Annotated in this window: 8 protein-coding genes and 1 tRNA gene; 4 read left to right on the forward strand and 5 right to left on the reverse strand. The window is 42.3% G+C overall.

All coding sequences use genetic code 11. The annotated features are described in order from the left end of the window. Complete coding sequence (locus tag JMX82_RS01510) at positions 1-4,530, reverse strand: UvrD-helicase domain-containing protein (RefSeq protein WP_201539067.1); 4,530 nt, start codon at positions 4,528-4,530, stop codon at positions 1-3. 69 nt (positions 4,531-4,599) lie between these two features. Next, positions 4,600-9,126 (reverse strand): exodeoxyribonuclease V subunit gamma, encoded by a 4,527-nt coding sequence (locus tag JMX82_RS01515; protein WP_201539068.1) that lies wholly within the window; start codon positions 9,124-9,126, stop codon positions 4,600-4,602. 457 nt (positions 9,127-9,583) lie between these two features. On the opposite strand from JMX82_RS01515, the gene JMX82_RS01520 reads away from it, so the two are divergent. From JMX82_RS01520 to JMX82_RS01535, 4 genes are all read left to right on the forward strand, one after another. Beyond that, a complete protein-coding gene (locus JMX82_RS01520; protein WP_201539069.1) occupies positions 9,584-10,105 on the forward strand; it encodes a hypothetical protein in 522 nt (173 codons plus the stop codon). A gap of 69 nt (positions 10,106-10,174) precedes the next feature. Beyond that, positions 10,175-10,972 carry a hypothetical protein gene (locus tag JMX82_RS01525; RefSeq protein ID WP_201539070.1) on the forward strand — a complete coding sequence of 266 codons (798 nt, stop codon included), beginning with the start codon at positions 10,175-10,177 and terminating at the stop codon, positions 10,970-10,972. Positions 10,973-11,039: 67 nt separating this feature from the next. Then, positions 11,040-11,115: transfer RNA gene (locus tag JMX82_RS01530), tRNA-Arg, on the forward strand. Between the two features lie 162 nt (positions 11,116-11,277). Further along, positions 11,278-12,483, forward strand: coding sequence for a tyrosine-type recombinase/integrase (locus JMX82_RS01535; RefSeq protein WP_201539071.1), 1,206 nt, complete (start codon positions 11,278-11,280; stop codon positions 12,481-12,483). A 251-nt stretch (positions 12,484-12,734) separates the two neighbouring features. Here JMX82_RS01535 and JMX82_RS01540 read toward each other — a convergent pair whose 3' ends face one another. The 3 genes from JMX82_RS01540 to JMX82_RS01550 form a co-directional block, all read right to left on the reverse strand. Further along, positions 12,735-13,316, reverse strand: a complete 582-nt coding sequence (locus JMX82_RS01540; RefSeq protein WP_201539072.1) for an N-acetylmuramidase family protein — start codon at positions 13,314-13,316, stop codon at positions 12,735-12,737. Positions 13,317-13,372: 56 nt separating this feature from the next. Continuing rightward, complete coding sequence (locus JMX82_RS01545) at positions 13,373-13,765, reverse strand: hypothetical protein (RefSeq protein WP_201539073.1); 393 nt, start codon at positions 13,763-13,765, stop codon at positions 13,373-13,375. Between the two features lie 109 nt (positions 13,766-13,874). Further along, a complete protein-coding gene (locus JMX82_RS01550) occupies positions 13,875-14,660 on the reverse strand; it encodes a hypothetical protein (RefSeq protein WP_055125804.1) in 786 nt (261 codons plus the stop codon). Positions 14,661-14,813 lie beyond the last annotated feature (153 nt).

Raw genomic sequence — 14,813 nt, forward strand, 5'->3', positions numbered from 1 at the left:
CTAATCGGGCATGCCAAACAACGCATCCAAACCTTTAATAAAATCGATTGGAATATCCCATGTCACTAATCCATAGCGGTCGTTATGCATTGAGTGGCTATTATCAGCCTCTTTAACATCTTGTGATAGATCATCAGCTATTTGAGAATTGGGATCGTACACACCTCGTAAAAAAACATACTCCACAGCGCCTAAATACTTATCTTCATTGCCTGCATAATCATGAATTCTCATTGAAAGGAATCGATGTAACGCTACTTGATAAATCGCTGCTTGTAGCCAGTACCCTGCCTTGGACATTGCTTGCTTAAGTGTATTTTCATTATAATCACTTAGGCTATTTCCTAGAAAGTTGCTTTTATAATCGACAACGTAATACTTGCCTGCATGTTCGTACACTAAGTCAATTTCGCCGCGTAAATAACGATACAAATGTGCTTTATTTTGCGGAATAAGAGTGACGTGTTTGTCCATCTCATTAGGGAGATACTGTTGGAAGAGTTTACTGATATCCTGTGCTTTAAAGTTCTCTGACAACCCCATATTGAACTCTAACTCAGAAAATCGCTGACCTGCATCAATAGAGCGCAACGGCTGCTTGGAGGCCAATAGCGGCGCATCTAGTACCTCTTCAATCCAAGCAATTAATGCCTCATGCTTGGTAGCATCTATTGAAGCAAGATCAAGTGAACTAGTATTAAATGAACCGTCATCGCCTTGCTCTTGTTTCTTCGCTTCTGATCGACGGCCTTGCTGCTCAGCACTGCTATATGCCAGTGGCAATTGATAGCTACTGATGGCTCTATCGATAACATGAGACCACTGCGCTTTATTGTTGAAATCAATTTTTTCAAATATCTCATGTAAAAACGTACCCGCATTAGCACCTTTTACAAAGGTAAAGCGGATATCATCTTCTGACTTGAGGCTTAGGTCACTGTCTTGTTCGAGAGACTCTTTGCTATTAAGTGAATGGAGATCTGAAACTGAAGACTCTGTCATATCGATGTCTATCGCATCATCAATACGCTCATCGACTATCGCCATTGTTTGTGTAGATTCATCGAGCTGACGAGCCAAAGCGGTAAAGCTGGTCTTAGCCCAGCCATAAAAATAATTGGTCTTCATGACCTCTGAAAAAAGCGCGTATTCAATAGTCTCTGTGGCAGGCTTATGAGCATTTGACTCGGTTGCGGCTAGCTGAACATTGTCATTTACGCCTGCTGATTTAGCATCGTTGCTTGCGTAATTCTTGTCGTAGAACTCATTAACTTTATGCCCTCTGAGCATACCTATCGTACCTTTAAGTCTATCTGGTAGTTCAAACTTTGGTTCTGGCGATTCAAACCAATAAAACACTGGTTTTCGCTTCATATCTCTTGTGTCATTAGGGTCTCTCAGAACAACATAAAGCTGCTCACTGGCACGGGTAAAGGCCACGTAACCTAGTCGTCGCATCTCATCGAAATCTTCCCGCGTTTCGATATCGGTGTAGTAGTCGTCTGTGGTAGCAGAACCTTGTATCGGTGAGAAGCGGCGTTGATTTCCTGTTGATTGACTATCTAGTGACTGCTGTACTAATGCTGAAGGTGCTTGATCTGCGTTATATAAATACAGGCCATACTTCTCATTGGTGCCTGACTTTCTACTGGCATCACCCATTCCCAGTACATAGACAATGGGAAACTCAAGCCCTTTGGACTTATGAATGGTCATCAGCTGCACACCAGATTCTGTAGGCAGTGGATATTGCTTAGCCCAATCACTATTGGGCGCTGCATCTATGTTTTGTCTAAACCAAGCCAGTAGCTCATGCTCGCCCATACCTAAGCCATATTGCGCCAAAACATCCATCACATGACGCAAATCCATAATATGACGATCGCCTTCTGGATGAGCCGCTAGCGCTTGCCAAACGCCTTGCAGCTGTATAGGATTTTTATCTAATAAGTAATGCAATGCTGATAAGATACCAAAGTGCTGCCAACGCTGTGCACCCTCTTTTAGATAGGTAATAAAATCTTGATAACTTTTTTTATTATCAGTAACCTCATTAACTGAGGCATCCTTCGAATTAGAATTTTTTGAATGAGAGCTTGTTTTACTACTGCCCTCAGTAATTCCTGACTCATGGTCCGTCATCATGGCTTTGATGTTTTTAATACTTAAGCCATATAAATGACTGGTCAACACCCGATTAATCATGTCATGACGATACGGATATAGCATGGCACTCAGCAGCGCCGCCACATCTTCTGCCATGATGGTTTCAAAGATACTGACATCACTGGTAGTCAAGGTCGGTACATTAAGCTTAACCAACTCATCCTCAACCCGCTTTAAGTCTTTTTTAGTACGTGCCAGCACACCGATATCACTAGGCTGAATAGGCTTGCCTTTTAAAGTCTGACCACTACTAAGCAAAGTCGCAATATGACGCGCCGTGATTTCATGCTCATCGTACTCAAGCTCTTTGTGTTTATCATAAGGCAGATGTAATACGCTCACTGGCTGGGCAGAGAGCACCTCAGTCACTAAAGTAGTGCTGTGAGCGTCTGGTTCATTAAACCAAGACAGCTCATATTCTGGTTTTGCCGCTTTGATATGCTGGTAATAAATACCTGCGCCTAATTGAGCTAATTTATTCTCACCAGTGGTTACATCAGCCATGCCGAACCAACAGTTTAGGGCATTAATCACGCCAGCATTTGAGCGTCGGTTAATATCGAGCGTCCAAAGCGTGCTTTTATCAAATTGAGCTTTCATGTAGTTATAGTTGGCCACATCGCCACCACGAAACCCATAAATAGCTTGCTTTGGGTCACCAACCAATAATAAAAATTCATGGCTGGCTTTTTTAGTAGCTGACTGTTTATCATTATCAGCAACCTTGCCCTTTTTCTTTGGCAAATAGATGCTTTCAATCATAATGGCTTGCGCGCCATTGATATCTTGCGACTCATCAATCAACGCCACAGGATAGTGATGACGAATATAACGTGCCAGCTTCTCTCCTTGCCGACCAGTTAATGCTTGGTTTAAACGTACCATTTGCAGGCTAAAGGTAGTCTCGCCACGCTCTTCCAAAATAATTGGTAGCCTGTCACGTACCGCAAGCACGATATGACGATTAAGATTGGCTAAAACAGTCACTATGTATTCGTCTAGCTTTTTGCTTTCTTCAATATAGCGTTTAAAGTCACGAACGACCTGCAACTCATTAAATATCAGATTAACTCTTTCGCCATCTTTGGGTACACGAAACTGAGAGCCGATATTGTCCGTTTTTTGAAAAGCCTCGATTAACTTTCCTGTATGATTTTTTGCGTCTGATATAAATTTAAAAGCGGCTGGACCAAAATCTTTTAATGCTTGAATGATTTTGGTCCAAGAGTCTCTATTATTTTGTAGCTGTCCTTTTGGAACGTCATAATACTCGCCGTCAGGTTTAAAAAAGATATCAAGCTCATCGCTGCGCTCAATGATAGTATTTATAAGCCGCTCATAGCCCTCAAACGAAAAGTCATTTACTACAATCTCATCAATTGGCGCAGAAATAAAGTTAAGCGAGCGAGTCACATATTTTTTATGATCACCAACTGCAGTCAGCTTGCCTTGTTGATCCATAAGCGCATACAGTTTAGGCTGCTCATGATGCAAGCGGCTTTGAAACTGACGCAGCTCATCATGAATAATACTATCTGTCACCTGCTCGATACTGCTGTCTTCAATAATAGCCATACCTTGCTGATGACCCGTCTCGCTACTGTACTCCTTCAGCCATTTTTGTGCCAAGCTATCGAGCGTACCCACAAACAGTTTATCCAACGTGGTTAAAACCAGTGCGGTACGCCTGATAGCTTCCGTCATTGGATAGCTGTACACGTGATCCAGCAAATAACCAACGAGATGCAGGTTAATGGGATCTTGCATGATGCCATCTAAGCGCACATATTTAGCCTGTGCTACCAACCAATCTTCACGGTCTTTTTTTGCTTGCGCACGCTTTGTGGCAGCAGCTTGCTTATCATTAGCAAGGTCTTGGTTTAACTCATCAGCGCCTATCTCAGTATTTAAATCCGTACTTGATTTTTTGCCCTCTTGTTTATCCTTATCGCTTTCAGGCATCACCTGCAATATATTGGGATACAAAGCCTCCTTATTACTGATGTCAGCACTTAAACTGTTGACCCACTGCAATAATTGATAAAAATCCACCAAACGATCATGAATACGCTGACGCATCTCAGCGGCAGCGGCTCGCGTAAAGGTAGTAGCAATAATTTGCTCTGGCGCACGTCGTGCTTCAATTAGCAGGCGCAATACAATGCCTGTTAGCGTCCAAGTTTTACCAGTACCAGCTGAGGCTTCAATTAGGTGCTTTCCCGTTAGGTCAACATCAACTGCTGGTATTACATCAGCCTGACGCTCACTCATAGGATCTGAGTGAGGCGTATCTGAGTGATCATCGAATAAATGTGGCTGTGTAGAAAGTTCAATGATATTGGTTAAATCAGTCAAGTCTGTCATATGGGCGCATACTTTTAATTATTATTTATTAGATCAGGAGAGCAGAAATCGATTATTCTAAATGGCTAGCTAGCCATCTAAGTCAATTAACGCAGTAAACATCGGCTCATATAATGGTTGAGCCAAGGTAGTCAATGCCGCTGACAAAGCCTTAAATGCATCTTGATCACGTAGTGCGTACTGCCAAATGGCGTGCTGCGAACAAGTATCGTATACCGTGTCTGAGTTGTAGTTAGGTCTTATCCAGTCTGAGAAGTCTGCACGTTTTGGCCAATAACTACTGCCTTCACTATCTTCAGATTTTGAACACTGATCAAGGTAATTGAGTGCATATTCAGGCAATAAAGTAATAGGCACTTGTCCAGATAGCTTGGCAAAAACCGCCCATTTTATCAGCTCAATCACAGCGTCTTCATAGACAATTGGGCTTAGTTTAAATGCGATTACTTTCTCGTACTTTTTGACTTGCGAGCTAGGCTTATTAAAGCGCCAAATACTCACCCCATCATTTAATGCCGCTTGCTCGGCAGTGGTACGTCTGGCCACTTGCCAATACAAATGTGATAACCAAAACTTGAGTAAATGCCTAGGACTGGCAGAATTGGGCAATATATTTAACCACTGCTTGGGTGATTGCTGAGCATAAGGCATGCCCGCCTGAATTGATATGGGCGCCAATATAGGTACTGAACCTTTGATCTTAATGACTTTTGGCAACAGCTTAAGCAGTGCTTCTATCTCTTTAATATCTGTCTGATTGCTTGACTCGTTGTCAGTGCTACTAAGTATATTTTTTAGCTCTACCTGAACAGGATGCTCGGCGGTTGGCGTTAGTAGCTGCAAATCTGTCGTACCCTCTATCCCATCTTCATTGGGTATAATATTTTCGCCAAAACCATTAGCTATTAACTGCTCTTTAAATTCCAAACATTGCTGTTGCAGTTTTTGTTGTTGATTGGGTAGCGTGGTTTGGCGAGCCACACCTGCTGGCATGATTTTTTGATACATCAGGATTGGAGTAGTGGTTTCAGCCGCTGCATTACTATTATTCTTACTCTCATCAGTAACCAACTGTTTAATCAAGTGCTCTTTGATTTGATAGGTAGTCAAACTGTTTAGAAATAATGGCTCTTGATGCGACAGTGCTTCTTCACCTTGTACCACATGCACCTTTTGAGCCCGTAAGAACGCTTTGGCAGGATGGCGCACTTGGTAAGCCAATGCACCTTCAACATCTATCTCCCCAATATTAAATACGCTATCAGATACAGCTTGGGAGAGCACCTGAGTCATATCACTGATATTGCTAGTATCAACAACAGCCTCTAATGCCAATAGTTCAACCAATGCAGACAAGGTTTGAGTGTTTACTTGACCGAGCTGACCCAAGCCTTGACCAAGCATCTTAGCGATTGCTTCGTACTGTGTCTTTGTGGGCAAGCCAACCAACTGTACCTGCTCACTAGACACTCTGCCCTTTAGTGTATCAAACACCGCTTGCCAAAGCGGCGCAGGCGGAAACTGCTTTTTTTGCGCCAGTTTGGTTTTGCGCATGGCTGTATTTAATAAAGTATCCAACTCATCAATCATATCGACAGGGCTGGTATCCTGAGCATTGATATTAACGTTGGCATTAGCATTGCCATCAATATCAGGAGGCGCTTGCTCAAAAATATCAGCGCCTTCAATTTCTGTTTCAAACAAACTCTCATGGAAAGGCAGTGCAGGATGCTCAGTCACCAACCACTGCTTAATCAATTTAGGTAAGTAACGCTTGAGGCTTTCGGTGGTAGGATCAATATTCTCAGGCAAAGTCTCAAGCGAGTTCACCTGCCATTGCACCTCGCCTTGTAGGAATTGCAATAGCTCACTCACTGGGTTGGCAGGCAGATGCTCATGGGTGTCCGTCAAGCTTTGACCGTTATAGAACATCCAACATGCACTGCGCGCACACAGTAGCGCATCTAAAAATGCACCATTGTCATCATCTTCACTAACTCTGTCACCGCGGCGTGCATTGGTCGCTTTCATCAAATCATAGCGGTTATCACGGTCACGCCCAGGAAACTCTGAGAGATCCATATTGAGCATAACCACCAACTCAAACGGCACGTTTCTTAATGCACCAAAGCGCCCAAAGGTAATTACCCCAGTTGGCTCCGCACTGACCTGCTGACTTTCAAGCTCCGCTTCGATACTGTCTAGCATAAAGCTCAGCTTGAGCGGCAACTGCTCCACACCTGCCAGCCTCTGCTCTACTTCTCTGTTGGCGCTATCACCACTAGCGTACTGTCTATAGTGACGATTGGCTCGCAGACTTGATTTAAAGCCATTCATCGCATTGTAGATGGCTCGCATGGTACGTGTTTGATCCACATCACCAAAGTAACGATGAATCACTTGTCTCTCAATCTGATCGAGCCAATCTTCCGCTTTCATTTTTTGTATATGATCATCCCGTCGTGCGACCAAACCGGTATAAATGCGGCAAAGCGCTTCAACAATCAACGCATCATTTAGGCTCACTTGTGGTAATGGCAAGGTCATTTCTGGCAACGCAGTGCTTGGCCATTCATCCTTATCTAAAGGATACAAGCAGTCGCTCAACTCAGCCTCTGGCATGACCAGACCTAGGGTCAATCTGTCTAACGCTTGCGCAAAGCTAAAGCGATAGTCGTAATCATTACTATCCAACGTTTGCTTAAGATGCAGCTCATCAAAACCGCGGATAAAGCCTGCCTCTACCAACAAGTCACAGCCACGGCTCATCTGCTCATGAGTCAGTCCAAAGCTTTCAAATAAAGGAGGCAACATGAGCCAGTCTAAGACTTCAGCCGCTTCAAAACGGGCGCTATGGCTGCCTAATAATTTATAGAAACCAATAATCGCTTCCCATAACTGCCGAATGTCCGCATCAACAACACCCGTCACTTTAGCGGGCAAAGTCAGACCATCTTGACCTCTGCCATTGACAAAAATAGAGCCAATCAGCGCATGATGACGCTCAACATCGGGTAGCAACACAACAATGTCAGATATATGGCGCTTCTTCTCACCAGATTTAATAGGTTCATTTAGCCAACGACCAATCATGATACGCAGCACTTCAAGTTGACGCTGCAAACTATGACATGAGTGAATGCTTAGGCTATTATCTTGCGAAGAAATTGCCCAAAAACGGTCTTTCTCAAAGCGCTTCTTCTCCAACGCCTCATCGTCATACCAAGCCGTTGCTTGCTTATCCTCATCACCGCTTGGCGCTATCTGCTGACTCACTGCTTGCGAGACCGTAGCAGCCGTTGCCTGCTGGGTCGATTGCTCATCAAGCATCAACACATCGTTCTGCAAACGTCGTAATAAACTTGGGCTATGTTGTGCATCTTGAGCACTGGCATTATCAGTATAAATGCTTTCATCCATACCATTACTAAGCTCATCATTTAAACCACTTTCAAAATTATCTTGCCATTCCACCAGCGCATCGTCGTATTGCTCATTACCCGACAAGTTAGCAAGCATGGCAAACGCATCACGCGATTGCTTACCCAAACGCGACAACAAACTATGACCGTAATCACGTAAAAAGACACTCTCAGGGTTGATAATCTGTTGACGCTGTAACCAAGATTTATCGACGATATCCGCCCAAAACAGCTTTGATGGATTGTAATGCAATAGCGTGATATTCATGTATTTTGACAAGCGCTGTAAAAAATCAAGCTCGGTCTGTGGCAGTTGCTGAATGGTAAATATACGCAGCACTTTGGGCAACTGTGCGCGTTCATCCGCCTTGTTGTCTTTCAAGGCTGACCAGAAAGCACGCTCCAGTGCCACACGGTGTAGATGAACGTCAGCAAACAAATGCGACCACAAAAATCGTTGCGCAGCCTCTAACTCAATATAATGCTCAACCAGCCATTCAGGCGTGCCGCGTGCATACTTATCAAAACGCAGTGACAATGCATCTTTCTCTGCGATCAACTCATCTACATTCAGCGGTTTGTTGTACGACCATAAATCCAGCCAATCCTCACGGTGTGTTAAGTATCGGTTAAATACTCTTGCCAAATCGCTTGCTAGTTGCCAGATACGGGCGTCTTGTTGTGCCTTGTCTTTTAGCACACTGTCTTGCTGTAAATTGTTCTGTTGTACATTATCTTGTTGAGCACTTGCCTGTGGGTCATCAATCAAAGATGCTAGTAATGGATTAACCGGATGTTTTTCATCTGCAACAATCGCCTCTTGATAGTAGGTCAAATACCCAAACAAGCGCCATTGCATCACTGTGGGCGATAACACCGCCACTTCTGGCACATTTAGGGTTGCCGCTTCGGAGTCATTCTCTAACAAATACGCGTTATGGCGGGTTAACACATCCTGCATGAGCGTCCACTGATACTGACCCCAAAACTTAGTACGCACCAAAGTACTAATACCAGCACGGCTAGCAATGGTTTTGTCCAACCAATCGCCCAATACCATTGAGGGCACAATGACAATAAAAGGCTCAAAAACAGGCTGATCCTTAGACTGATATTGCACAAGCAGTTGATCAACAAGGTTTTCGGTGCGGTGCGATTGAATAATGGTAAACATAGAGGGTAGTCTGATTGAAGTTATAATATGAGTGATAGTGTGATGTAGACGGTCGTGAATGCCTGAAATGGAATAGCATTTGCGTTAACTTTCTAATGCATATTGATGGCTGCTAAGGAATACCACGAAGGATACTCACCAATCTATGTTTCGCGGTCGTTACTACAATGTATTTCTGCTAGCATGGCTGTCATAAACACGATGCAAATGACAACAACGATTAACTATCATTGCATCATCAGTGATTATTTATAACAATCATAAAATAGGCTGCTGATTAGTGTGCCATCGATAGCTATCGTTTACTAGTATATGTGCCACTATTATAATATCTTGCGACAGATAGTGTCGCATTGATAAGTCTCATATTTATGAATAGAGGAGTCAGTGCTGCTGTCAGATCAATTGCTGTAATTTTTATGTCCATAACCCTTTTTTAACGGAATAATTTAATACTATGCCCTTGCGTCCCATTGATGCCATTTTCGTTCATCCTAAACGACGTCTATATGTTGTATACTATCGCGGTGAATTGTGGCAATTGCCACGTATGAAAATTGACGACAGATCGTGGCAAAACAGACAGCCCTATACTGATGACAGTCGCTCGCTTTATTTGAGCATCCATCAAGCCATTAACGACCCCATACTTTCACAAAAACTGCGAACATTGAATCTGCCTGTCGCGGTGCGTGGGAGCACGTTGCCACGCTTTGAAGCATGGTGGGAAGCCCATGGTTTTGAATGGCTTAAAGACAAGCTTACGATGGGCGAATCGCCATTGGCTGCACACCAAATAAAAGCCATTGACAACGATGTTACCTCGCCTTCAAACGATCAACCTGTGCTATCCAATCAAAATAGTACAATTATTCATAAGAATAATAGCGAGAAAAAACTTTTACCTGATTCAAAAACCGATATTTTTGCAGATATGCTTGCGGACTTAGCAGATGAAGTGTTACACCAACAGCTTTAAAAATAATACGTTATACACCGCATTTTATGTAAACTTGACACAAACCCATTAAGAGAAGAGCAGTAACATATGAGAGACTACAAGCTGCTACTGGCTGGGCTAATTTTACTGCTGCTGATAATCTTTATTGCAATCTTTACGTGGTTATGGAGCAATAACCGTAAAAATATAGACCCCCTACCGATCATGGCAAATGCAAATGAGTCGTCAGCCACCACTCAAGACGAGGTAAATACACTCACCGACAGTACTCTGTATATAAAGGCCGAAGAGGATTTACAAGCACCCTTGGACGATATCATCGTTAGCTTCGAATCTCGTTATCCTCATGTGCAGGTTGTGCCAAGTTATGTACCCGCTAGCGACCTCTTAACATTATCAAACGCCAATCCTAACCATAATAAACACTCAAAATTAGGCGCTGATATAGACATGATCATCGCTAACGACAGCCTATCTGCAGACCATCTGACACCGTTACAAGCAGAGCTAAAAACGGCTCACGATAAAATAAACCAAGACAAAGCAAATATCAGCAATACTGATGATAAAAAAGTAGAGACTGCTGAGACTGATACCATTGAAACTGACAATATAGAGGCACGTACCCTAAATTCTTTCAGCTATGCATTGAAAGAAAAGCAAGCGCTTGAAGGGGTTATTTTGACAGAGAATACTGCTGCTATTAACTTCCGTAATTTTTTACTTTCGAGTACCGGACAAGATATATTAGAAAAGTACGATTATTATAATATCGAAGGTTATAAAAACAGTGTAAATGACTTGTTTAATCCAACATCACGTGCACAAAAAGCAGCAAATGCCAACACTGTGAATGTCGCTGACGCCTTGAGTAATGGCAAGTAATGATAAAATCTTTATATTTTGTTGATTGCTTTTATGAGCGATTTTTCCTACAATGTTATTCCAAAATGCGCCTATAGCTCAACAGGATAGAGCAGTTGCCTCCTAAGCGATCGATCGGGGTTCGAGTCCCTGTAGGCGCACCAACAAATATGTTTTTAGTTTACTTTAAAGCCCCTTAGCCCTTTGGTTATGGGGTTTTTTCTTACTTAGACGTTTTTAGCTGTCTTTAGTTGTCTTTATCTCTACGTTAAATGACGGTATTATTGACGGTATTCGCCGATACCGCCAAATAGGATACCGTCAAAATGGCTAAAATCATCAAGCCGCTAACAGATTCGCAGGTAAAACAAGCTAAACCACAAGACAAGCCTTATAAGCTAGCTGACGGCGGTCGCCTTTATTTGTATGTCAGTAAGTTGGGCACCAAGTCATGGCGCATGGATTATATCCGACCCATAGGTAAAAAAAGAGCCACTATCACATTGGGCCTTTATCCTGACGTTTCACTAGCCCAAGCCCGTGAGCAGCGCAAACAGATACGGACCATGTTAGCTGAAGGTGTTGATCCACAGCAGCAGAAAATTGATGATGAACGAGAGCAAGAGCTGCTATCCAATAATACATTTGCAGCGATAGCAGATGACTACATGAGTCGTAAGCGTAACGTAAGCCCTGCTACTATCATAAATAACAATAGACAGCTTAAACGACTGAATAAGTACATTGGTGATATGCCAATCACTGACATTAAGCCAATCGATGTGCTAAACGCTTGTAGGACGGCTGAAGCACAAGGTTACTATGAGACAGCGATTAAGATGCGAACCATTGCAAGCCAAGTTTTTAGGTATGGCGTACAGACGGCAGTGTGCGAGCGTGATGTGACTCAAGATTTATCTGGTGCCTTACAAACACCGATCACCGTCCATCACCCAGCTATTATTGACCCAAAAGAACTAGGTATTTTGCTAAATGCTATTGATAGTTATGAAGGTAGTTTTGAGGTGCGCATAGCAATTACGCTTATGCCTATGCTTTTTGTTCGTAGTGGAGAATTGCGTTATGCACTGTGGGATGAGTTTGACCTTGAGGCTGGAACTTGGACTTTTACCCCTAGAAAGACGAAAAGACAAACTGGGGTATCTCTTATTGTGCCTTTACCCGCACAAGCTATCAAGTTGATCCGAGAGTTATCATTACACGCTCGAAGTGAGTATCTATTTCCTGCTATTCATACTACTGTTAAGCCGATGAGTGAAAATACGATGAATCAGGCATTGAAACGCCTTGGTTATGACGGCACCAAACAAACGGTTCATGGATTTAGGGCCACTGCTCGAACGCTGATTGTTGAGAAACTAAAATACCCTGAAAATTTGATTGAAATGCAGTTGGGCCACAATGTTAGGGACATGCATGGCAGAGCTTACAATAGGACCGTGTTTTTAGATGAGCGCAAAATGATGATGCAAAAATGGGCTGACTATCTGGATAGCTTGAAATCTGATTAGTGGTACCGCCGTCAATGTCGGTACTAAAAGTGGTACCTAATAAATGATTGAGCTAAATTTAGGCAAATAAAAAATCCGACCACATAAAATGATCGGGTTTTTAATATTTGGTGGAGATGGCGGGAGTTGAACCCGATTACATCAAACACTATCACACGCTATCAAATTCACTCTTAATAATATCAATGACTTACGATTATGCAATGTGATTAGATGTGATAGTTATTGATGGCAGGCTGTCAAGAATCATGTCAAGCGTACTTACTATAAGCTTGTCTTAACTTCTCGTCATAGTTATTTTTAGCATAACCTTTGCCATTATAGCCTTTGGCAAAACCTGCCCAGTCATGACGTTGTAATTTATTTACTAAATTATTGACCTTGATATAACGAATCATAGCTTCTAATTGCTTCGCTTCACTTTCGTACATGTCATTGATGAATGACTGTAGTGATGGGTAGCCTAGTGCATCCCAGTGATAGCCCATCACCTGACCGATGCCCCATGACACAGACTGCAATGCAATGTCACGGTTGTAGCTTATTGCAATGCGTAGCTTGTCATGCTGCTCACTATAGCGACCATAACCACCAGAAAGAGGATTGCAAATTCTTGGGTGCTTGGCCAAAATACGTAAACGCCATGTAAACCACTTAATAGCGCCAAGCTGTTCCCAAAACTTATGACGTTCAAATAAGATGGCTGGTTCGCCAGTGCTGAAAAACCCACTTGACCGTGCTTCGACTTCGATAACTGCTTTTAGCGCTGCGTACTCGATGCCAGCAGTTTTGGCAGCCTCTGTAATTTGCTGCTCCGTTAATGTTTTGCTCATGCTTTCCTCCAGACGTAGAAAAGCCCCAAAAATGAGGCTATGTTTAATACTAATTGTTATTTTCCAAATATCGCAAATGCGGCGTCTTTGACTTCTTTGATTACCTCGGCAATCGTCTTGCCCTGCCATAATGCGACTGCTTGATAAACGATACCTATCGCCAACATACCGAACACCGCCCAAACGAGCATGATTGCGCCTTGTGTCATCACGCTATAATCTTGATAGCCCATAAACTCAATATGCGCTGCCCCGCCGAATAGCGAGATTGTGACAGCGATAGTAAACTTAATTATCACTGACATATTGACTTGTATCTTGCCATCTCTGCCGATGTCACCTGATAGCATCAATCCAAATATTGCACCAATCACTGCTGCAAAAACTTTAGGTAGCAATACCATCAGCTTTAGTATGATTAGCTCTAAAAACGGTGTGTTCTGCGGCATAACGCCCCCTCAAATTTTAGATAATAAAAAAACCCTAACTATCTCTAGTTAAGGCTTGCTTATATGAATTACTAACTTAGATTTTTAGTACGTATTTACATAATTTAAATCAATAGCTCTCAAGTAACTCTAAATAGTTCTTGCTCAGCAGCTCAGCTCCCACATCTGTCATGTGATTAATATCCATGCCAGAGTCTTTAAAGAAAACATCATCTCCTAGTTGCTTAGCCATTATAGATGGATCAAAAAAACGATCTCCAAGCTCATTTGCAATTACTGCTTGAGTTGAAGATAAAGATCTTCTTTGTTCAACCAGATAGTTTAATTTTTCGCTATACACACTTGGAGATATATGACTTACCCAAAGAATTTTTTTATCTTTAGCAAGAAGTTTTATCTGATTCATGACTGTTTTTATTCGGGCCTCTGAACTATTAGAGCTTTGAATTTCATCAGGTTTGATATTAAGTAAAAGGTTTTTTTCGTAGAATGGAGCAAGCTCCTTGCTGTAATTCTCAATATCTCTTTTGAAAAATGTATTGACGTAAGTAGTTCTATCTTTACGTACGTAGTAAAACTCCTTTCTAGTTGATATCTCAATCACAACATGCGTTGCTCTATTCCACCTATCCCTTTGCTGATCTAGTTCTTTTTGGATATCTTCAAGCGTGTCACCTTTTAAGATTCTCTCAACCGTAAGGTCGGACACAGTATGTAGCTGGTTAATCGGATAATTATAAATACCTGCCAAGTGCCTAACAGTTTTTAGTGTCTGTTGAGGCGAGTGATAACGCTCAGGTAAAATTAGAGCGTGACATCCCTCCTTTCTCATAAACTGTGCTGGATCGTGAGTCCTACATGTGCCGATAAACAATGGAGTAATATCTGTTGTCATTAAAAAAATCCTAAGAAGCTACAAATTAATTGAAATTTAATAAACTCTAACCGATTTATTGAATTTTAACAACAAACTAATGTCATTCATTGCTCCGAAACAATTCTAATCGCCAAACGCCATCGTTAAATATAAGCGTTGCTGTGTCGTTTG

It is taken from the genome of Psychrobacter sp. 1044, assembly GCF_904846525.1.
Lineage (GTDB): Bacteria > Pseudomonadota > Gammaproteobacteria > Pseudomonadales > Moraxellaceae > Psychrobacter.